This is a genomic window from Campylobacter sp. JMF_08 NE1, assembly GCF_027737875.1.
Taxonomy (GTDB): domain Bacteria; phylum Campylobacterota; class Campylobacteria; order Campylobacterales; family Campylobacteraceae; genus Campylobacter_B.
This window is the reverse complement of sequence record NZ_JAOVUC010000008.1, coordinates 1-20,610: the sequence shown is the minus strand read 5'-3', so window position 1 is coordinate 20,610 and position 20,610 is coordinate 1. Positions and strand designations below refer to the sequence as shown.

Below are 20,610 nucleotides of genomic sequence, written 5' to 3'. Positions count from 1 at the left end.
ACTTCACAAACTACGACAAAATGGGGATTTTCATAAGATAAAGTGGCTCCGGATGCTGGATTCGAACCAGCGACCAAGCGGTTAACAGCCGCCTACTCTACCGCTGAGCTAATCCGGAACGAGTATTAAATGGTGCGGATGAAAGGACTTGAACCTTCACGCCGTAAAGCACCAGATCCTAAGTCTGGCGTGTCTGCCAATTTCACCACATCCGCAAAAAAGAAAACGCATTATAGCCAAAAGCTCTTAATGCTAGCTTAAATGGTACGCCCATCAGGATTCGAACCTGAGGCCTACGGCTTAGAAGGCCGTTGCTCTATCCAGCTGAGCTATGAGCGCATAAAAAACAAATCAGTGGTACGCCCGAAAGGAGTCGAACCTTCAACCTACAGATCCGAAGTCTGTTGCTCTATCCAATTGAGCTACGAGCGCGAAAGTGGGGTGAATTGTGGGAATCGAACCCACGACCCTCAGGACCACAATCTGATGCTCTAACCAACTGAGCTAAACTCACCACAATGGTCGGAGCGAAAGGATTCGAACCTTCGACCCTCTGGTCCCAAACCAGATGCGCTACCAGACTGCGCTACGCTCCGATAAATGATGTGGATTGAAAAAGGAAACTTGATTATATATAATTTTTAAAATTTTGTCAATGAAATTTAGCTTAAAAATTTAAAATTTAGAAAGAATTTTATTTATGGCGAATTTATGGGTAAATTTCAAGTAATGCGATGATAAAGATGTCTGCAATATTTCCTTTGTCAAATTTGAATTTTTAAGAAGTCTAGCTTCTGCCTTGTCAAGTTCTGCTTTCGCAACTATTTCTCTACTCATATCTCTCATTTAACAAAAGTTTAATTTAATAAATCTCTATCTTTAAACCAAGATACAGATAGAAAAAATTTCTTTTCTACCTTATCTAAACTCTTGCCCGTTTTAACCAATAAATATTTTTTGATTTCATTGTATTGTTTATCTGAACCAACCATAAAATTAAAAAATTTGCCGTCTTTATCTTGTAGCCAAATGACATCGTAAAAACTATCTTTTAAGCCACCATATTTGCGATGAATTATAAATTGCGGTAGATATACTGCACCAAATGCAAATGCCATGACAAATATAAAAAGAATAAGGCCTCCTGTGGCAACAAGAGCCATTAAATAAACAATCAATAAAACTAAACCCGAAAATAAAATAAGTTTTGTAATAAATGGGCTTAAATTAAAATTTGGAAGTGCAGAAGACATAGTTTTTGATATGCGATGAATATTGTTAGTTAAAATGGATTTTTGCAATCCATTTTCCAATTCTTTCATTATTTTGTTTTCATAAAAATATATAGTCGAGTTGCTTTCCAAATTTTTAAGCGAATTGCTTATATTTATATATGTCAAAATTATCAAAATAACAGCCCTATCAATGCGTTCTCTATTAAAAATCAATAGATAAATTATGCAAGAAATCAACAATATAATCGTGATAATTATACTTGTAAATTTCGCATTTGATAATTCGTCTTTCATAATTATCGGATTTTCATCATAATTTCGCAAATTTGATTTTTTAATATTTGGTTTATTTTCTAAATTTTCGTTTTCCAAATTTAATCCTTTTATAAAATCTCGGTCAGTATCTGCGATACTGAAATTTTAAATTTTATAAATCAGATGTTTTTAAAAGAATTTATCAAAATTTTCATTAGCGCAAGTCCTCGCGAGCGGTGCGAAATTTCGCCTTTAATGCGCGCTGGAAGCTCGCCTATGGTTTTGCCCAAATCGCCCTCTCCAAGCTCTTCGTAGCGACGCGGAATAAACATAAAATCATACCCAAACCCATTTTCCCCGCGCTCTTCACAAATCACTTCGCCGTGCATAAATCCGTGCGTGCAGTATTCGCCAAAGTGCGATTTCAGCGCGATTGCAGCCACATAGTGCGCCCCTGAGCTACGCACGCCACGCGCGATTAGCTCGCTAGCTAGTTTCGCGCGGTTGCTAGCGTCCGTCGCGCCCTCGCCACTAAATCTGGCCGAATAAATCCCAGGCGCACCACCTAAAATATCCACGCAAATCCCGCTATCATCGCTCATCACGAGATATTCGCGGTGCAGGTCTCGCGCTAGTAGCCTCTCATAGACCGCGCGCACCTTTATCAGCGCATTTTCTTTGAAACTCTTGCCGTCTTCAATGATTTCAAAAGGCTCCAAAACCTCGCCAAGCCCGTAAATTTCGTCGTTTTTGAAAAATTCTCTAATCTCGTTAAGCTTATCTTTGTTGCCAGTGGCTACTAAAATTTTCATATCAAATCCTTGCGTAAAAACGCTTATTTTATCCAAATTTGACAAAATTTTAGCTACAATCACGGACAAAAATAATCTTTAAGGCTTTCGATGTTAAATACAATTTTGCCACTTAGTTTTATCGCAGCGACCCGCTTTTTTGGGCTTTTTATCCTGCTTCCGGTGCTTAGCTACTATGCTTTGGAGCTTCGCGGTGCTGATGAAAAACTAGTCGGCGTTTTAATCGGCGTGTATGCGATCATGCAAATGCTCTTGCAGACCCCATTTGGCGCGCTTAGCGATAAAATCGGGCGCAAAAACACTATCGCAATCGGCCTTGTGATTTTTATCGCAGGATCTGTGATTTGCGCGTTTGCTAGCGACATTTACACTATGATTTTAGGGCGATTTGTGCAGGGTTGTGGGGCTATCGGAGCCGTGGCTACGGCGCTGATTAGCGATTTTACCACGGAAGAAAACAGAGGCAAGGCAATGGCGATAATGGGCGCGATGATAGGCTGTGCCTTTGGCGCGGCGATGATTTTAAGCCCGGTTTTGAGCGCGAAATTTGGGCTGGCAAGCCTTTTTTGGCTAAGTGTCATTTTGACGATTTTTTGCCTGATTTTGCTATTTTCTCTCGTGCCAGCTGAACCCAAAATTCGCTCCAAAATGCCCAAAAAATCCTCACTCGCGCTTTTGCGAGATAAAAATTTATCCTTGCTAAATTTAAGCAATTTTTTCCAAAAAGCCTTTATGACGACCGCATTTTTCCTAATCCCCATAATGCTTCACTCTAAATTTGGCTTCGCGCAAGACGAATTTATCAAAGTCTATGGCGTAGCTATGATTTTTGGATTTTTGGCTATGGGCGCAAGTGGCGCAATGGGCGAAAAACGCGGACTTTCAAAGCAAATTTTACTTCTTGGAATTTTATTTTTTATTGTTTCGTATTTGATTTTTGCTTTTGCAAACAACCCTTATTTTTTTATTTTTGGCGTGATTATATTTTTCGCCGGATTTAACGCGCACGAGCCCATTATGCAGAGCCTCGCGTCGAAATTCGCCAAAACCGCAAACCGCGGCGAAGCACTTGGAATTTTCACTTCGTTTGGGTTTTTTGGCAGTTTTATCGGAGGCGTGTGTGGCGGGCTAGCGTATGGCTGGGTCGGTATTTTGGGTATCGGGCTAGTCGTGGCAGTGCTTGGGACGGTGTGGTTTGCGATGATTTTATCACTGCCAGATCCGAAAATTTTTAAAAATTTATATTTTGATAAAGCACTAAATTTCGATTTTAACGCCATTAGCGGGCAGGCTGGGATTGTCGAAATTTACGAAAACGGCGAGAATTTCGTCGTCAAATACAACTCAAAAATCATAAGCACAGAAGAGATTAAAAATTTGCTAGGAGCCACCGATGCAGTTTGAGAGTTTGCAAAGCGCGGTTGCGAGGTTTAAAGCCAGCGTCGCGCCCGAGAAAAAGAGCGAAATTTTGCCCCTAAACGAGGCTTTGGGGAGAATTTTAGCCAGCGAAATTCGCGCGCCATTTGCCAAGCCAGAGCGCCCTACCGCCTCCATGGACGGATACGCGCTAAATAGTGCAAATTTGGCGTGCGGGGCGAGATTTAAGGTCATCTCGCAAACCCCTGCTGGAAGCATGCCAAATACTGCGCCGAATTTTGGCGAGTGCGTCAAAACCTTCACAGGCGCGATTATGGCGGAGGGCGCGGATACTCTCGTGCCTGTGGAAAATGTCAGTGTCTGCGACGATGAAATCATAATCGACAATCCTGTCCCTGCTGGCTTTGCCGTGCGAAAAATCGGCGAGAGCTACGAAAAGGGCGAGGTTTTACTAAGCGCAAACTCACGGCTAAATTTTGCAAGCATTGCGCTTTTGGCTGAGCTAGGCATGGCTAGCGTGGCAGTGTTTGCGCGCCCAAAAGTCGCTATAATCGCCACTGGAAGCGAAATCAAACGCCCGGGCGAGAGCTTAGAAAACGAGGCGCAAATTTATAGCTCAAACAACTTCGCGCTTTTAAATTTGGCGCGTGCAATGGGGTTTGAAGTGGTGAGCGAGCAAATCATCAGCGACGATAAAGACGCCCTAAAAAGCGCGCTCTTTGACGCACTCACGCGCGCCGATATCGTCATTACAAGTGGCGGAGTGAGCATGGGGGATTATGATTTTATGAAGGCTTTGGTGAGGGAGAATTTCGAAATCCTAGTCGATAAAGTCGGCATAAAACCGGGTCGCCATGTCAAAATCGCCAAATTTGGCGAGAAATTTATCTTCGCGCTGCCTGGATTTCCACTTTCTAGCATTGTGACTGGATTTTTGTTTTTGCGTGCGTTTTTGAGCGCGAAATTTGGGCTTGATGACGGGTGCGAGAGTAGCGCGATTTTGAGCAACGATTATGCGAAAAAATCGCCGTTTTTGGAGTTTGCGCTGGGCGATATCAGCGTCCAAAATGGGCAAATTTTTATCTCTACTGCGGGTAAAAAGCAAGGATCTAGCGCGATTTTAAATAATTTTGGCCCAAATTCTGCCTTGCTAATCGCAGAGCAAAATTTAAGCGCAAATTCTGTGGTGAAAATTTTGCAAATCCCAAGGTGGTAAGGTTATTAAAAATTCTAAAATTCCAAAAAGAATAAATTTAAAGAATTTGAGCGCAAATAGCGATTAAAGCGCTCAAATTCTTATTTTTTCGAATTTACAAATCCGCTAGTTTGCAACTAGAAGTTATCGCAAATTTGGTCAAAAATGCCTTATTTTCGCGATCGATCCTGCGAAGCTCGTCGATTTGAGCTGGGTCGTATTCATGCGAAAAATCCATATCTTCTAGCGGAAATAGCGCCTTTTCAAGCTCCTTGCTTAAAGCCTTTATGCGCGCGCCGTCCTTGCAAGCTTCGAGCGATTTATGCAAATCTTGCATGATTTGTTCTGCCCTTTGGGGCGAAACCTTCATCGGCGTAAATTCCGCGCCAAAAACGCAAGCGCAAAACGCGCAAATTAAAGCGATTTTTCTCATCAGTAATCATCTCCGTCGATGTTGTTGTAGTTTAGCCCCTCGCCATCATCGTAGCTATAATCGTCCTCGTCATAAGCGTAGTTATAGCCCTCTTCGCCCTCGATTATATCCTCATCGTAATCGTCCAAATCCTCGTATTCTTCGAAGTCTTCGTCAAACTCTCTCATCTTCTCCTCCTTCACTAAATTTCGGGTTATCATAATCAAATTTTGGTAATTTTTCAACATACAAACTCTGCGACGGGAAGGCAAATTCTAGCCCGTTGTTCTCGACAATCTGCATGATTTTAAACAAAATATCCTCTTTAATCTGCAAATAATCATCTCTCATAACGGTTTTTGTGAAACAATACACCAAGATATTAACAGAACTATCGCCGAAGCTATCGAGCACCACATTCATCGTGCTTTTATAGCCTGCTAGATCGTCGATTGAGACCATGTTTTGGCGTGAGCGCATACGAAAATCGCGCGAATTTGTCGCACTATCGCCAGATTGGGCGATTCGCGGGTGCGCTTTTAGCATTTCTTTGATATCTTCGATACACTTTCTAAGCTGTTCTGATCTGGCAGAGTATGTTACGCCCACGATGATATTGATATGGCGGCCGACCTTGCGGCGGTTCCAGTTTTTGATATTTTGCGCCATAATGTTTGCATTTGGCACGAAAACAAGGGCATTATCAAAGGTTCTAATAGTGGTTTTTCTAAACCCAGTCTCCACGACCGTGCCCTCTATGTCGCCCACTACGACATGATCGCCTTGCGAGAAGGAATTATCAAACAAAAGCATGATTGATTGGAAGAAATTTGCGATAATATCCTTGGTCGCAAACGCAATCGCCAAACCTCCGATTCCAAGCGAGGCTAGTATCGCGCTGACATCGAAACCTAGCCGTTTTAGGATAAGCAAGAGCGCGATTATGACGACGATAATATATAAAATTTTGATAACCAAATTTATAACATCTTTTCTAACGCCCTTTTTAGCGATATTTCCTAGCACGATTATGCCGTATCCATCGATGATTTCGATGATGACCCACGCCCACAAAATGACATAGATTATCGACAAAATGCTAGCAAACCTTATCGGCACAGGGGCTGGGTAGAAAAATATCACCAGCGAAATGTCTATCGAATACGCTATCAAAAGCACGCCAAGCGGGCGTTTTATCGTGGCTACGACCTGCTCTTTTATGGTTTCTTTATCAATGGCTGTGGAGCGATTGATGATTTTAAAGACGAAATAAATCAAATTCGCTAGCACCCTGCGAAGTGAGTAGAAAAAGAGCATTATCGCGCTAATTAGCACGATTTTGCCGAAATTTATGCGTCTATCTTTGATAGGGGAAATTTCATTTATGCTATCGATTGCGGATTTGAAATTTAGGCTAGTAAAAATCACGCTGGATGCGAGCAAATCGGCATTTGAGTGCAGATAGGATAAAATTTCCTCGTAAGTTGCTTTATCATTTTTAAGCTCGCTAAATTTAGCCACGAAATTTTCGGCATCTTCTTGCGATTTTAGGGCTTCTTTTAGCTTGGAAGTTTTATCTAGCGAATACTCCGAAATCCTGCTAAGCGCGTCCTCTAAGCTCATTTTTAACTCATCTTTGCTCGCACCATTTACAAAAAGATTATCAAGTTTTAAAATTTCTTGATAAAAAATATCGCCAAGCGCCATTCTATCGGCACTAACCGCCGCGCTTACATATTCAATCGAATTTTGCTTTTTCGCAAATTTCGCCAGAGTATCCTCGATATTTTTCTTAATCTCAGCGTATTTTAAAAGCCCTTCCCTGCTTAGCGTATTATTCGTAATCGCCATAGGAACGCTCTCTAAAAGCCTTGCTTTGTTTTCTTTGAGAGTTTTTAGCGAGCTATCTGTGGCGTTGGCTTCGCCTTTTGGCGAGATAGCAAGGATTTTTTTATTTATCTCTTTGATCTCATTTACCACGCGGTAAAAGGAATTTGCGCCGTTTGTTTCGTTTGCGTTGAGTTCGTTTTGTGCGACCTTATTTACGATTATATCATAGACTTCGCTTTTGTTCGCATCAGCCCCTGAAACCTCGCTCAAAAACTCCTCGACTTCCTTTTTTTTCTCTTCTAAATTTGGCGCAGGAACTGAACTTTGGCTCGAATTTTGCTCAGTTAGATTTGCTTCGCTTTTATTCGCTTCTGCGAAAATAAAATTTAGGCAAAGCGCACTAATCAAAAAGCTGATGAGAAATTTTTTCATAGTCATAATCCTTGTTTAATAGCGCAAAATGGTCATTGTGCGGGTCGTAGTTGAAAATTTCGCCCGTCTCGATGATATAGTGCCAGCCAAAAATTTTAATCTCACCTGCCATATAACCCTCTTTGACATTTGGGTAGCTTAGCAGATTTCGTATCGAATTTACGATATTTAATCGCTCGGCTAGCCACTCTCTTTTAGCTTTATCGTTGGCGCAGTGCTTTGAAATTTGATCTTTTACCCCAGACATCAAATTTATCCATTTTTTCACATTTGGGGTTTTTTGTAGTTTTGCCTCGTCATAAAACAGCGCCGCGCAACCACCGCAGTTGCTGTGTCCGCAAACGATGATTTGCTTGATCCCTAAGGCATACAGCGCGTATTCGATAGCCGCTGTGGTAGCGACGAAATCATCACTAACGCGATATGGTGGGACGATATTTGCGATATTTCGCACTACAAACATCTCTCCCGGTTTTGTCGAAGTTATGAGCCCTGGCACCACGCGCGAGTCCGAACACCCGATAAAAAGTGTGTGCGGGGTCTGCGTGTTTGCCAAAGAGCTAAAAAGCTCGGCGTGCTCGGCGTAGTTTTCTTCCATAAATTTAATTGCACCATTGATTAGTTGTTCAGCCAAAATTCTCTCCTTTTTAAAAAACGGCTGATTATATATTGCTTTTTTAAATAGAAAAAATTTTAGCTATTTATTATATATTTGGTAAAATTTTGCTAAACTCCCTACCCAAAATTAAAAAAAGGAGAAAAAATGAGTCTTTACGATAGAAATCATCTTACTAGCGAATACGACGCAAGCTACGATGCGCCATTAGAGCAAGGCAGAGTTAGCAAACTCATCAAAGAAACTTATGCTCTTTTAACAGCTTCTATGGTCGCAGCCGCCGCTGGTGCGTATGTAGCAATGAGCACAGGCGTAGCAATGGGGCTAAATCCGTTGCTATATTTTATTTTGATGATTGGTTTGATTTTTGCAATGCAATTTGCCGTCAATCGCGGAGCTAACAGCCTTGCATTGGTTTTGCTTTTTGCCTTTACATTTATCACAGGTCTTACGCTAGGTAAGGTTTTATCGCTTTATATCGGTGCTGGTATGGGTGGCGTGGTAACGCAAGCTTTCGTGGCTACTGCGGTTGCATTTGGCGCACTTACTGTGTATGCGATGAACTCAAAAGTCAATGTCGATGGCTGGGGCAAACCACTATTTATCTCGCTAATTGCAGTGATTATCATCGGATTTTTGAACTACTTTTTCTTCAAAAGTTCGCTTGTAAGTTTGGGAATTTCTGGTTTTAGCGCGCTTTTGTTTTCGTTTTATATCATTTATGATACTAAAAATATCATCAACGGCGTCTATACTTCGCCAATCATGGCAGCTGTGGGTATGTATCTAAATATCTACAACCTTTTTATGTCACTTCTAAATATCCTTGGCTTTGCAAACAGGGATTAAAATTTAGGGCGCAAATTTGGCGCCCTTAACTTAAAATTTATATTTTTTTCATTATAATGCCAAATTCAATTTTTTTCAAAGGTTAATATTGTGACTACTTTATTTTTGGTTTTACAAGTAATTTTTGCTATCGTAATAACAATCGCCGTGTTGTTACAAAAAAGCTCATCTATCGGTCTTGGCGCATATAGCGGAAGCAACGAAAGCCTATTTGGCGCAAAGGGACCTGCTGGATTTTTGGCCAAATTTACAGCGTTTATGGGAATTTTATTTGTGGCAAACACTCTTGCTTTGGCATATTTTTATCAACAAGACGCAAAATCATCAGTAATCGACCGCGTCAAAGTAGAACAAAAACAAAGCGAAGCGCCTAAAAACGCCGTTCCAGCCGTGCCAAGCGCACCAAAGGCAAATAGCTTAAATATAAAGCCTTCGTTTGATAACGCAGCTAATGTTTTGCAAAGTGGAGCAGAAAAAATTTCAGAAGCAGTTGAAAACAACGCTAGCGCGGCAGTAGAAGCTGTAAAACAAAGCATAGAGGGCGTAGAAAACAATATCTCACAAGCTAGCGAAAAAATCGAACAAAAAGCTAGCGAGCTTGGCGCAGCAATCGAGGGCAACGCCACAGAGGCTCTCAAAACTCTAAGCGATCAAAACCAATCAAAATAATTCTAAATTTTTGCATTTAAAAATGTCAAATTTCGCATTTTTAAATGCAACTCTTATTTTTTTTACGCTACAATTCACAAATTTTTCTTACAAAGGATTTTAATGTTAGACTCTATTTATAAAGACCAGAAATCGCACTGCGATAAAGCTATTGAAGCCCTTAAAAAGGACTTTGGGACACTTCGCACCGGCAAGGTAAATATAAATATCCTAGACCACATTACGGTTGATTACTACGGAAGCCAAACTCCACTCAATCAAGTCGCTACCGTTTTGGCGACAGACGCTGTTACGATTACTATCACGCCTTGGGAAAAACCAATGCTAAAAACGATTGAAAGCGCGATTGCAGCGGCAAATATCGGCGTTAATCCGAACAACGACGGCGAGGCTGTGAAGCTGTTTTTCCCACCGATGACGGTAGAACAAAGACAAGAAAACGCCAAAAAAGCCAAAGCAATGGGCGAAAAGGCAAAAATCAGCATTAGAAATATCAGAAAAGACGCGAACGACGAGGTTAAAAAACTAGAAAAAGACAAAGCTATTAGCGAAGATGACGCTAAAAAAGGCTATGATGAAGTGCAAAAAATCACCGATAACTACTCAGCCAAAATCGATGAAACCGTAAAAGCCAAAGAGGCAGAGTTATTGAAGGTTTGATAATGGAAATCGAAAAAATTTACAAAGAAAACGGCGCGTATTTACACGGGCATTTTTTGCTCAGTAGCGGAAACCACTCCGAATACTACCTCCAAAGCGCGAAAGTTTTAGAAAACCCTGCCCTAGCTGGGGAGTTAGCAAGCCAGCTAGCGGGCGTCATAAAAGATGCTGGCATTAGCTATGATAGCGTCTGCTCGCCAGCACTTGGCGGAATTTTGGCTGGTTACGAGCTAGCCAAGCAAGCTGGCAAACGCTTTATTTTCACTGAGCGCGTCGAAAAGGTTATGAGCCTAAGACGCGGTTTTGAAGTCAAAAAGGGCGAAAAATTCGTAATCTGCGAAGATATCATCACTACGGGAGGCTCAGCATTAGAGAGCGCCAAAATCATCGAAAGCCTTGGTGGCGAGGTTGTAGCTTTTGCAGCCCTTGCAAACCGCGGATTTTGCGCAGTGGCAAATCTAGGCAACTCGCGCCATGAAAGTTGCAAACTCCCATTTGATAAACCACTTTTTACGCTTGGAAATTTCAGCTTCGAAATTTACGAGCCAAATTCCTGCCCGCTTTGTAAAAACGGAAGCGTGGCGATCAAACCTGGTTCGCGCGGAAACTAAATTTCGCGCGAAATGCAAATTATTCAAGGAAATTTAAGTGGCAAAGCAAAAAGCGGTAATCGCGCCAGTGTTTTTACGCGTAAAGGCCTTTATCGTCGATATGTTTTTCATCGCAATGCCACTTTTTTATATCACGACCTACCTTGTTTTGGGCTCGAAAGAGGCATTTCAAAGTAACCAAATCGCAATCGCGCTAATCTGGCTAGCTTATGGGACAATATGCGCGGTTTTTTACGCCAAATCAGCCCAAAGCCCGGGCTATAAATTTTCAAATATCTATCTTATTGATCTTCGCTCGGGGCGCAAAATTTCATTTTTTCGCGCGTTTTTGCGTTTTTTGTGCTTTATTTTGGCGGGATTTAGCATGATTGGGTTATTAATCTGCTTTTTTCGCAAAGACAGGCTCTGTCTGCACGATATCCTAACCCACACAGCAGCTGTGAGAAAAAGCGACAATGGCTGAGATTTGCGGTATCGACGAGGCTGGGCGAGGCTGTATCGCAGGGCCTTTGTGCGTGGCAGGCTGTGTTTTGCATGCCCAAATTTCAGGGCTAAATGACAGCAAAAAACTAAGCGAAAAAAAACGCGAAGAACTATTTGAAAAAATCATTAAAAACTCAAATTTTAAAATAGTCGAATTTTCTAGCGCTGATGTCGATGAAATAGGGCTTAGCGCGTGTTTAAAAACTGCGCTTGAAGAGATTGTGGCGCACTTTGGGGAGCAAAATTTCGACATTATTTTTGACGGAAATTCCAAATTTGGCGCAAGTGGATTTCGCACCATGGTTAAAGCCGACGCTAAAATCCCAGAGGTAAGCGCAGCCTCGATTTTAGCGAAGGTTACGCGCGATCGCAAAATGAGAGAAATCGCAAAAGCTTGCCCGCAATACGGCTTTGCAAAAAACAAAGGATACGGCGCAAAAGCCCATATCGAGGCGATTAAAAAATTTGGCTACACAGAATTTCACCGCAAATCATACCGCCTCAAAGCCTTAGAGCCGACACTTTTTGATTAAAATTTTAAATCGTATTGAATAAACATTAAATTTTTTGCCATAAAATAGCGAAATTTTTTATGGGGGCAAATTTTGCTTAAAAAAATTATTTTGATTTTCGCACCATTTTTTTTAATGGCTAGTTGGGAAGAGGTCGCTGTAAAGGGACTAGATGTGATGATAAGCGCCAATGTCGGCGACAGCGAAAATTTCAAACGCTCTCTTTCTTCGCTCATCGAGCGCGCCGCGAGAGAATACGCCAAATCAGGCATAACGCAATACGAGTTGGATTTGCCGAATTTCATCGCCAAAAAAACGAGCCCAAACTCCCCTACTGCGCGCACTATGCGTCGCTCACTAACCCAAAGCCTAACCCCTGCAATCCCAAATTTAAAGCAAATTTTGCAAACCAAAATCTCAGCTATGGACGAAAACTCCACGCAGGCCATAATGCGTGGCGAGCTAAGCCTAGCGCATTATATGAGGGTTAATGCCTTTAATGAAATTTACGCCGCCTTGCGCCCAAATATCGAAAACCTTGCCAGCGACACAAGCTTTGCCAAAAGCTACAAAAACGCCACAGGAAGCGAGATCGGTGATGATTTTGCGAACGAATTTACAAGCGAGTTTTTAAACGACGCCTTTGATAAACTAGTCGCTCACGAACGCGAATTTCGCAACAGCACAGAGGCGATGTTTAATATCCTAAAAACTATTCGCTAGCTTATGCGCTCTAAATTTAACCAGCCAAATTCAACCCTTATTTGGGAGTTTGCCCTAATTTGCGTCGCGCTAATTTGGGGTAGCACATTTATCCCCGTCCAGCGCGCCACTGCAAATGCCGATATTTTTAGCTTTTTGTTTTGGAGATTTTTGCTCGCTAGCGTTTTTATGTATCTTGCGAGCCTGAAATTTAAGCCTAAATTCGACACAAAAACCATATTTTTCGGTATTTTTTGTGGGCTAATGCTCTTTTTTGACTTTACCTGTCAGACCTTTGCCCTGCGCTACACTCTATCATCATCGGTAGCCTTTATTTTGGGGCTTAATGTCATTATGGTGCCATTTATGATGTATGCGTTTTTTCGCAAAAGTGTCGGAATTTTCGCTTTTTTGGGCGCTGGCGTGGCAGTTTTGGGGCTGTTTTTTCTAAGTGGGGCTAGCAATGTTGGCTTTAACCTTGGCGAGCAACTCACGCTGATTTCTGCTTTTATGTATGCCCTACACATCGTATTTACCGGCGTTTGCGCTAGGAGGTGCAACCTGCACGGCTTTGTGGTAATGCAGTTTGTTTGCGTGAGTGTTTGCACGCTTTTTGCCGCGATTTCCACACCGCACGAAAATTTCGCAAATTCCATAAATTTAATCGGAAATTTGACATTTTCCTTCAAATTTGACTTCATTTTTGCCCTGATTTTAACCTCGATTTTCGCCACCGTTTTTGCATTTTTTATCCAAACACTAGCCCAAGAAAAGGGCGTCAGCGAGATCAAAACGGTGCTTATTTTCACACTCGAACCCCTTGGCGCTGGCGTGCTAGGATACATTTTTGGCGAAAAGTTAAGCCCGCTTCAAATCACGGGCGCAGGTTTGATACTAGGCGGAATTTTACTAAGCGAGCTTGGCGGGATTTTAAGCGCGAAATTTAGCAATAAGCGCAGTGGCGAAAAAGCAGACCGAAGCGATTAAAATTATCGCTGCACCGCTTGTGAGATTGTAAAAATAGCTTAGCGCTAGCCCGCTAAGGCAAAAAATCGCAGAAATTATCACAGCACTTATCATCATAATGCCTAAATTTTTCGAAATTTTCTCCGCGATAAATGGCGGGATCGTCATCAGCGAAATGACTAGTATCAGCCCCACAATCTGGATTGCGCTCACAATCGCAAAGCTCGCCATTATCACTAAAACATAGTAAAACACGCTCGTATTTACCCCACGAAGCGTGGCAAACTCTCTATCGAAGCTAATCGCCAAAAACTGCCTATAAAAGCAGATTATAATCAGCACAAAAACAGCGTCGCAAATGAGAGTGAAATTCAAGGTCGCGCTATCAATAGCCAAAATCGAGCCAAACAAAAAGCTCATCAAATCGCTTTTATAACCCGGCGCAAGGTCAGCAAAAATAATCCCCAGAGCCATACCAAAAGCCCAAATTGCGCCAATTATGGCGTCAAATCGTTCGTTATTTCTAGCCGTGATATATGCAATTATCAGAGCCAAAAGTAGCGAAAACACGCTCGCGCCCAAAAGTGGCGAAAATCCAAAATATATCGCCATACCGACCCCGCCATACGCCCCGTGCGCGATTCCACCGGCGATGAAGCTCATTTTATTTATGACGATCAATGAGCCTATCACGCCACAAATCACGCTGACTAAAAGTGCGCCTATTAGGGCATTTCGCATAAATTCCAAGGCCAAAATTTCACTCATGCTCGTCCCCGCAGTGGCAGTCATTTAGCGCAAGCTCGACCGAGCAAAAATGCCCATGCTCCTCGCGCAGGTGTTTTAAAAACTTCGCCCTCCCACTCGGATGCACGCTGTGCATGTGAAGCGAACCACCACTGACATAAACAGCGCGGTTTGCGTAATTTAGCGCCAAATTTAGATCATGGCTAATCATAATAATGCCCGTGCCCTCTGAATTTAGGCTTTTTAATAGCTCATAAATCTGCACCTGCCCCATAGTATCGATACTAGCCAAAGGTTCGTCCAAAAGCAAAATTTTAGCGTTTGCGCACAGAGCGCGCGCGATATAGACCCGCTGTCTCTGCCCCCCACTTAGCTCGCTGATTTTTGCCTCGCCAAGATCTCTCATACCCACTCGCTCCAAGGCTTCAAGGGCTTTTAGGCGATCTTTTTTGGTGTAAAATCCAAAAATTTTTTTATCTATTAGCCCCATTAAAACCACATCAGCCACGCTAATTGGAAAGCTTTTGTTAATAGCGATGAATTGGGGCACATAGCCGATTTGCTTCCTAGCTGCAACCGGGGATTTGCCAAGCACCTCGATTTTGCCACTATCTGGCCTTAAAAGTCCCAAAATCAGGCGCAAAAGCGTGCTTTTGCCACTGCCATTGGGGCCAAAAATAGATAAAAAATCGTTGATTTCATACTCTAAATTTATCGAATTTAAAATTTGGCGCTTTTCGTAAGAAAACGAAAGGTTGCTAAGCTTTACGGCGCTCATTTTTGCGCCCCCGCAGCCGAGATTTCATCTATTAATTTTTTAAGCTCACTTTGCCACTCATAGCTTAAAAAATCGATTTGTGTGAGCTTTGCGCCTGTTTGGGCGGCTAGGATTTGCGCTGCCTTGCTTGCAAACTGCGGGCTAGTGAAAATCACGCCGATTTTTTCATCATTTGCTAGCCTTATCAAATCCGCCAAATCAGCCGGTTTTGGCTCGCCCCCACCTTGCTCGACTGCGATTTGAGTGAGATTATACCTGCGCGCGAAATACCCAAGGGTCGGGTGATAGATGATAAATTTCGCCCCAGATAAATTTGATAAATTTTGCAAGGCATAAGCGTGAAGCTCGTCTAATTCTGCCTCAAATTTAGCCAAATTTTGCTCGTATTTGGCGCAGTTTGTGCTGTTTAATTCGCATAAATTTTTAGCAATATTTTGCGAAATTTGTTTTACCAAAATCGGATCTAGCCAAATGTGCGGATCGGCTCCGTCATGGGCGTACTCGGCGTGAGTATCATGCTCGGCGCGGTCGTGTTTTTCGCCCTCTTCGCCTAAATTTTCGAAATTTACCTTCTCTATCCCTGCGCTTAAATCATAAAATTTCACCCCGCTAGCGTTTGCGCTAAACCTTTTTAACCACACCTCATCAAACTCCGTGCCTATCCCAAAATACGCCACGCTCTTTGCGATATCACGCATTGTGGCGGGTTTGGGCTCGTATGTGTGAGGATCTGCGCTCTTATCCACGACGCTTTTTATCACAAAATCATCATCTGCGATTTTTTGCGCGAAATATCTCACAGGCTCGATTGTTACGCTAATTTGCGCCAAATCTTGGGCGAAATTTGCGCTAAATAAAAATGGGATTATCAAAAATTTGGGCAAAATTTTCATAAATTCTCCTTGTAAAACTGACGATTATATCATTTATAATAGAAATTTTGGTATTATTGCGAGAATTTGAGGTCGTTATGGAAAATATCTGGGACAAAAAAGCCGAAACTTACGCTAAATTCGATACAAATTTAAATGAATTTGGACAAAATTTATTTAAATTTATCGAAGATGAGGGCATAAATTTCGCAGGCAAAAGCGTCATCGACATAGGCGCAGGAACTGGCGTGTATTCGCTATATATCGCTACTTTGGGCGCTAGGCTTTACGCTCTTGATAGCGCGAAGGCAATGCTTGGCGCTCTTAAAAACAGCGCGCAAAAATACGGCATTAATGTCGAGCAAATCATAAACGATGATTTTGCGAATTTTACCCAGAAAAATGAGCTTAAATTTGACATTGCGTTTTTGAGTATGAGCCCTGCACTGCGCACTAAGCAGGACTTTGATATGTTTTTAAACCTAGCAAAACGCAAAATTTATGTAAATTGGGCGAGCGAGCGAAATTCCTCGATGTTAGCGCCGATTTTCGCGCATTTTGGGATAAAAAAATCTAGTCTAAATTTAACCACGCAAAATTTCGAGTTAAATTTAAAAAACAAAAATATCCCTTACAAATCGCGCGAGATTAGCGAAAGGCGCATACAAAGGCGAAATTTAAGCCAAGCAGTGCAAAATGCGCTGTGGCATTTGGGGGTAAATGGCGCAAATATCAGCGAAAAGGCGCTAGAAAATCTTTTGGAAAAACAGGTAAAAAATGGGATTATCACAGATGAGATCAACGCTACTTTCAAAGCTTTTATTATTTAGTATTGTCCCTATTTTAGGCATTTGCGATGATATTTTCATACCGCTAAAAATGCCAGCGTTTAGCCCCGAAAAAGCTAGCCTTGGCATGAAGCTTTACCGCGACGCTAAATTTAGCGAGCAAAAGCGCTCTTGCGATAGCTGCCACAATCTCTACCTAAACTCATCGGGCGCTAGCGTGCGAAATGGCGAAATCCCCACAATCCTAAACGCTTATTATATCGAGCGATACTCGGGCGGAAACTTTTTCCCTAGCCTAAATGAGCGCATTAAAACCTCGGTTTTAAGCCCCAAAGAGTTAGCCTCATCAAAAGAGAAAATCGAGCTAATAATCACCCAAAATATAGCCTACAAACGCGAATTTAAAAAGCTCTATGGCAAGGCAAATTTCGAAAATTTCGTAGATGCCTTGGGCGAGTATCTGAAATCAAAAACCACGATAAATTCTAAATTTGACCGCGTTTTGCGCGATGAGGAAAAATTCAGCGAAAGCGAATTTAAGGGCTATTTGCTCTTTATCGAGCTGTGTTCGTATTGCCACAACGGCGCGAATTTAGGCACCAACTCATACGCCAAAGTGCCTAATAAAAACCTAAATTTCAACCCAAACACAAGGATTGCAAACTATCGAAGCCACACTTACAAAAGAGTGCCGACCCTGCGCAATATCACCAAAACAGCCCCTTACATAAACGGCGAGTATTCGCTAGCGCGCTCGATTAAATTTTTGTTCCGCGATGTGTTTGATTACAGCTTAGATGATGATGATTTGCAAAATTTGCTGGATTTTTTGGCGACATTATAAGGAGTTATGATGAAAAAATTATTTTCAAATTTTAACCAAATTAGTAAAGACACCATAAACTGGATAATCATGAGTATTATCATGATAATAAGCCTTAGCTTCGCGCTAAGTTACTTTATCTCGCTAAAAAATGTCTCAGACTACAACGCCGTAACGCGCCAAATGACGATGATTTATGACGCGAACACTAGGCTAAATACGCTCTTTGCCTCTGATAAGCCTAGCCGCGATTTTAGCTCGATTAACGAAAATATGAAAGTCGTGTATAACACCCTAGATACGCTGGGGCAAAATCCGTTAATCTTGGATAATTCATTTAGCAATGATGTCGAGTATCTAAAAACAGCTTTTGCCGAAAAAATCAAACTCATCGACGAGCTAGGCGCGCTAAATTCGCAAAATAGCGTCATTTTGCACGCCATAGAGCAAAAATACATCAACCCAAACTCGCGCTACGAAGTAGTAAATATTTTCTCGCAAATCACGCAATTAAACTACAATAACTACACCGAAATTTACGCCCTAAAAGAAAAAATAAAATACATAACTCCGCAAAATTTAACCGAGCAAAATTTCTTAAAAAACGCAAATTTGGTGCTTGATAATCTCACTAAGCTAAATTTGATTATCACGCGAAATGAAAGCGCAATCAACGGCAAATTCAAGGATTTAAGGGAAAAATTTGCGAATTTCAACGCCGAATTTTATAACTCATTTTCCGAAATGACTATGGTTTTTACCGCGATATTTTTGACATTTTTGCTCATCACCTACATGGTAAATTCAGACGCAATCAGCAAAAAACAAAAACTCCGCCCATACAAAGCCCTAGTCGATAGGGACGAAAACGCCGTGTTTTTGCTAAATCATAAATTTCAAATCACCTACGCTAACAAGCAAGTAACCGAAATGTTTGGCTACAAACTAGACGAGCTAAAAGGCAAGGATATCGGCATAATCGCAGCTAGTGAGGACCATGCCAAATTCGAAAAAAAACTTAAAGAAGAAAGCGATAAGATTGGATATTTCACGCAGCAGCTGCGTTTGCTAGATAAAAATGGCACGCCGATTAACTCCAAAATAAAGCTCTCAAAATTAGACGAAAAGTCCAAATACCCGCACTATGGTGTTTTCATCAAAGATATGCGCCCAAATGAGGCTATGCAAGCTAGCCTAGCAGCAGCAGAGCAAACCCTGCTCGAACAAGGCTATGTCGATAAAATGACAAATTTCGGTAGCGAACTAGCCCTAAATGAAAGGATAATCAAACCAGAGATAGAAGGCTATATCATCTACCTAACAATCGCAAATTTTGATAATCTTAGACTATTTTATTCTAGCGATATTACTAGCCAAATCATAAAGGTATTTGCAAGGTCGCTTGATTTGTTTTTGGTCACAGAAAAAATCCCAGCCCAGCCATTTCGTATGCAAGGCGATGAATTTTGCCTATTTTATCCCGTTCATAAAGCTAGCAAAGAAAATATCGATAATAGAATTATTGTTGCAAATCATGTGCGCAAAATCATCGCAAAATTTACAAACCAACAGACCAAAATCGCAACCAAAGCTGGCGACATAAGCGTAACGATAAATGTCGTGGCTGGCGTAAGTAGCAACAAAGACAATAATCGCGCTACAAGGGTGTTTCAAGCGGTCATGGCGATGTATGAAGCACAGCAAAAAAACGAGAATTTGGAGTATTACCGCCCAAACAACCCAATCGAGCTAAAATACACCCAAAACCAGCTGATGATAAATACAATCCAGCAAGCAATCAAAACAAACCATGTCTTCGTGCTCGTCCAGCCGATTTTCGATATCTCAAAATCAGATCCAAACGGCAGGGAATACGGCACGCAAAGGACAAATTTCGTCCCTCTTGTCTATGAAATTTTAATCCGTTTAATCGATGATTCTGGCAGGGTTAGGCACCCGGGCGAGTTTATGGATGTCGCAAAACAGGCCTCACTTTACACTTCGCTGACAAAAATCGTAATCGAGGAGGCATTTAGGCTAATCGAAAATTTCCCAAATTCGAAATTTAGTATAAATTTGTCGTTTTTCGATATCGCAAACAACGAAATTCGCGCACTTTTGGAAGAAAAATTAGCAAAGGCAAAAAACGCGAAAAATCTCTTTATCGAAATTTTAGAGAGCGAGGAATTCGACGATTACGATAGCCTACGAAAGTTTATCGCCACAGCCAAAAACCGCGGCTGCAAGATAGCTATCGACGACTTTGGCTCGGGGTATTCGAACTACTACCGCGTTTTGACGCTGGATGTGGATTTCATTAAAATCGATGGCGCACTCATCAAAGATATCGTAGCCGATGAAAGTTCGCGCGCGATCGTGGAGACTATCACAGCCTTTGCGAAAAACAGAAATTACGAAATCATCGCAGAATATGTCGAAAATCACCAAATTTCGACGATTTTGGAGAGCATGGGCATAAAATACATGCAAGGATTTTTTTACAGCAAACCAATGGAACCATCAAAAATCGCCGTGTAAATGGCGATTTTATCGTGGTTGTAAGCTAAATTTGCTTAATTTGTCATTGCGCGTAAATTTTGCTAAATTTATAAAATTTAAAATTTTGCAAAAACACTGACTCTAAATTTTATACTCGTAGATTGCTTCGAAAACTTCGTTTTCTCGCAATGACAAATCAAGCGTAAATTCTGCCTAATTTGTCATTGCGAGGCGTTAAACGCCGAAGCAATCTACGAGTTTAAAATTCCTTACGCTAAATTTGCTGTCATTGCGAGCTTTCGCAGAAAGCGAAGCAATCCAGAGAAATTTAAATTCAAAATTCTACTTAAATTTTGCATTGAACGATTTTTTGAATTTGACCTGTGCCGTGAAATTCTCTGTAAGGGGGAGGGCGCGCTTTTTAGGAGACGCTACCCTCCCCCTTACCAACCCCCACCCCTGTAAAACCTTAGAAGTGGCTAAATTT

At 41.6% G+C, this 20,610-nt stretch carries 22 protein-coding genes, 6 tRNA genes and 1 pseudogene; 13 read left to right on the top strand and 16 right to left on the bottom strand.

The genetic code is table 11. The features are described 5' to 3' along the window. Positions 1 to 43: 43 nt before the first annotated feature. The 9 genes from OFN91_RS06980 to OFN91_RS06940 all read right to left on the bottom strand — a co-directional run bounded on the left by OFN91_RS06980 (position 44) and on the right by OFN91_RS06940 (position 2,302). Positions 44 to 118: transfer RNA gene (locus OFN91_RS06980), tRNA-Asn, on the bottom strand. A 12-nt stretch (positions 119 to 130) separates the two neighbouring features. Continuing rightward, positions 131 to 215 (bottom strand) — tRNA-Leu (locus OFN91_RS06975). A 47-nt stretch (positions 216 to 262) separates the two neighbouring features. After that, positions 263 to 339 (bottom strand) — tRNA-Arg (locus OFN91_RS06970). Positions 340 to 355: 16 nt separating this feature from the next. Continuing rightward, positions 356 to 432, bottom strand: a tRNA-Arg gene (locus OFN91_RS06965). 5 nt (positions 433 to 437) lie between these two features. Further along, positions 438 to 514, bottom strand: a tRNA-His gene (locus OFN91_RS06960). Between the two features lie 5 nt (positions 515 to 519). After that, a tRNA-Pro gene (locus tag OFN91_RS06955) sits at positions 520 to 596 on the bottom strand. A gap of 79 nt (positions 597 to 675) precedes the next feature. After that, positions 676 to 837: a hypothetical protein gene (locus OFN91_RS06950; RefSeq protein WP_270873733.1), complete on the bottom strand. Its 162-nt coding sequence runs from the start codon at positions 835 to 837 to the stop codon at positions 676 to 678. A 20-nt stretch (positions 838 to 857) separates the two neighbouring features. Further along, on the bottom strand, positions 858 to 1,607 hold the full coding sequence (locus tag OFN91_RS06945; RefSeq protein WP_270873732.1) for a hypothetical protein: 750 nt from the start codon (positions 1,605 to 1,607) through the stop codon (positions 858 to 860). Between the two features lie 62 nt (positions 1,608 to 1,669). Next, positions 1,670 to 2,302 carry a non-canonical purine NTP pyrophosphatase gene (locus OFN91_RS06940; RefSeq protein WP_270873731.1) on the bottom strand — a complete coding sequence of 211 codons (633 nt, stop codon included), beginning with the start codon at positions 2,300 to 2,302 and terminating at the stop codon, positions 1,670 to 1,672. 90 nt (positions 2,303 to 2,392) lie between these two features. Between OFN91_RS06940 and OFN91_RS06935 the strand changes: the two genes are divergently transcribed. Continuing rightward, positions 2,393 to 3,706, top strand: coding sequence for an MFS transporter (locus OFN91_RS06935; RefSeq protein ID WP_270873730.1), 1,314 nt, complete (start codon positions 2,393 to 2,395; stop codon positions 3,704 to 3,706). Beyond that, positions 3,696 to 4,895, top strand: a complete 1,200-nt coding sequence (locus tag OFN91_RS06930; RefSeq protein WP_270873729.1) for a molybdopterin molybdotransferase MoeA — start codon at positions 3,696 to 3,698, stop codon at positions 4,893 to 4,895. The genes OFN91_RS06935 and OFN91_RS06930 overlap by 11 nt, the downstream gene beginning before the upstream one ends. A 94-nt stretch (positions 4,896 to 4,989) precedes the next feature. Here OFN91_RS06930 and OFN91_RS06925 read toward each other — a convergent pair whose 3' ends face one another. The 4 genes from OFN91_RS06925 to OFN91_RS06910 are packed head-to-tail and all read right to left on the bottom strand — an operon-like array spanning position 4,990 to position 8,146. Continuing rightward, on the bottom strand, positions 4,990 to 5,307 hold the full coding sequence (locus OFN91_RS06925; RefSeq protein WP_270873728.1) for a hypothetical protein: 318 nt from the start codon (positions 5,305 to 5,307) through the stop codon (positions 4,990 to 4,992). Further along, positions 5,307 to 5,474 (bottom strand): hypothetical protein, encoded by a 168-nt coding sequence (locus OFN91_RS06920; protein ID WP_270858667.1) that lies wholly within the window; start codon positions 5,472 to 5,474, stop codon positions 5,307 to 5,309. Before OFN91_RS06920 ends, OFN91_RS06925 begins: the two co-directional genes overlap by 1 nt. Continuing rightward, a complete protein-coding gene (locus tag OFN91_RS06915) occupies positions 5,461 to 7,548 on the bottom strand; it encodes a mechanosensitive ion channel family protein (protein ID WP_270873727.1) in 2,088 nt (695 codons plus the stop codon). The genes OFN91_RS06920 and OFN91_RS06915 overlap by 14 nt, the downstream gene beginning before the upstream one ends. Then, positions 7,517 to 8,146, bottom strand: a complete 630-nt coding sequence (locus OFN91_RS06910; protein WP_270873780.1) for a carbonic anhydrase — start codon at positions 8,144 to 8,146, stop codon at positions 7,517 to 7,519. Before OFN91_RS06910 ends, OFN91_RS06915 begins: the two co-directional genes overlap by 32 nt. Positions 8,147 to 8,311: 165 nt before the next feature. On the opposite strand from OFN91_RS06910, the gene OFN91_RS06905 reads away from it, so the two are divergent. The 8 genes and pseudogenes from OFN91_RS06905 to OFN91_RS06870 all read left to right on the top strand — a co-directional run bounded on the left by OFN91_RS06905 (position 8,312) and on the right by OFN91_RS06870 (position 13,637). Continuing rightward, a complete protein-coding gene (locus OFN91_RS06905; RefSeq protein WP_270873726.1) occupies positions 8,312 to 9,013 on the top strand; it encodes a Bax inhibitor-1/YccA family protein in 702 nt (233 codons plus the stop codon). Positions 9,014 to 9,103: 90 nt separating this feature from the next. Then, positions 9,104 to 9,424 (top strand): annotated as a pseudogene (secG, locus tag OFN91_RS06900) (preprotein translocase subunit SecG); the annotation flags it as partial. 360 nt (positions 9,425 to 9,784) lie between these two features. Next, on the top strand, positions 9,785 to 10,342 hold the full coding sequence (gene frr, locus OFN91_RS06895) for a ribosome recycling factor (protein ID WP_270858664.1): 558 nt from the start codon (positions 9,785 to 9,787) through the stop codon (positions 10,340 to 10,342). Between the two features lie 2 nt (positions 10,343 to 10,344). Then, the gene (gene pyrE, locus OFN91_RS06890; RefSeq protein ID WP_270862897.1) at positions 10,345 to 10,953 is read left to right on the top strand and encodes an orotate phosphoribosyltransferase; all 609 of its coding nucleotides are present in this window, start codon (positions 10,345 to 10,347) and stop codon (positions 10,951 to 10,953) included. A gap of 37 nt (positions 10,954 to 10,990) precedes the next feature. After that, positions 10,991 to 11,416 carry an RDD family protein gene (locus OFN91_RS06885; RefSeq protein ID WP_270873725.1) on the top strand — a complete coding sequence of 142 codons (426 nt, stop codon included), beginning with the start codon at positions 10,991 to 10,993 and terminating at the stop codon, positions 11,414 to 11,416. Then, the gene (locus OFN91_RS06880) at positions 11,409 to 11,969 is read left to right on the top strand and encodes a ribonuclease HII (RefSeq protein ID WP_270873724.1); all 561 of its coding nucleotides are present in this window, start codon (positions 11,409 to 11,411) and stop codon (positions 11,967 to 11,969) included. Before OFN91_RS06885 ends, OFN91_RS06880 begins: the two co-directional genes overlap by 8 nt. Before the next feature lie 72 nt (positions 11,970 to 12,041). Next, complete coding sequence (locus tag OFN91_RS06875; protein WP_270873723.1) at positions 12,042 to 12,671, top strand: DUF4197 family protein; 630 nt, start codon at positions 12,042 to 12,044, stop codon at positions 12,669 to 12,671. A gap of 3 nt (positions 12,672 to 12,674) precedes the next feature. Continuing rightward, positions 12,675 to 13,637, top strand: coding sequence for a DMT family transporter (locus OFN91_RS06870; RefSeq protein WP_270873722.1), 963 nt, complete (start codon positions 12,675 to 12,677; stop codon positions 13,635 to 13,637). Here OFN91_RS06870 and OFN91_RS06865 read toward each other — a convergent pair. The 3 genes from OFN91_RS06865 to OFN91_RS06855 are packed head-to-tail and all read right to left on the bottom strand — an operon-like array spanning position 13,581 to position 16,034. Continuing rightward, complete coding sequence (locus OFN91_RS06865) at positions 13,581 to 14,384, bottom strand: metal ABC transporter permease (protein WP_270865688.1); 804 nt, start codon at positions 14,382 to 14,384, stop codon at positions 13,581 to 13,583. The genes OFN91_RS06870 and OFN91_RS06865 overlap by 57 nt on opposite strands. Next, entirely contained in the window at positions 14,377 to 15,141 is a 765-nt protein-coding gene (locus OFN91_RS06860) for a metal ABC transporter ATP-binding protein (RefSeq protein WP_270858657.1), read from the bottom strand. Before OFN91_RS06860 ends, OFN91_RS06865 begins: the two co-directional genes overlap by 8 nt. After that, entirely contained in the window at positions 15,138 to 16,034 is an 897-nt protein-coding gene (locus OFN91_RS06855; RefSeq protein WP_270873721.1) for a metal ABC transporter solute-binding protein, Zn/Mn family, read from the bottom strand. The genes OFN91_RS06860 and OFN91_RS06855 overlap by 4 nt, the downstream gene beginning before the upstream one ends. Positions 16,035 to 16,111: 77 nt before the next feature. Between OFN91_RS06855 and OFN91_RS06850 the strand changes: the two genes are divergently transcribed. The 3 genes from OFN91_RS06850 to OFN91_RS06840 are packed head-to-tail and all read left to right on the top strand — an operon-like array spanning position 16,112 to position 20,162. After that, positions 16,112 to 16,843 (top strand): class I SAM-dependent methyltransferase, encoded by a 732-nt coding sequence (locus OFN91_RS06850; RefSeq protein WP_270873720.1) that lies wholly within the window; start codon positions 16,112 to 16,114, stop codon positions 16,841 to 16,843. Beyond that, positions 16,791 to 17,645 carry a cytochrome-c peroxidase gene (locus tag OFN91_RS06845; RefSeq protein WP_270873719.1) on the top strand — a complete coding sequence of 285 codons (855 nt, stop codon included), beginning with the start codon at positions 16,791 to 16,793 and terminating at the stop codon, positions 17,643 to 17,645. The genes OFN91_RS06850 and OFN91_RS06845 overlap by 53 nt, the downstream gene beginning before the upstream one ends. Positions 17,646 to 17,654: 9 nt before the next feature. Continuing rightward, the gene (locus tag OFN91_RS06840; protein WP_270873718.1) at positions 17,655 to 20,162 is read left to right on the top strand and encodes a sensor domain-containing phosphodiesterase; all 2,508 of its coding nucleotides are present in this window, start codon (positions 17,655 to 17,657) and stop codon (positions 20,160 to 20,162) included. Positions 20,163 to 20,610 lie beyond the last annotated feature (448 nt).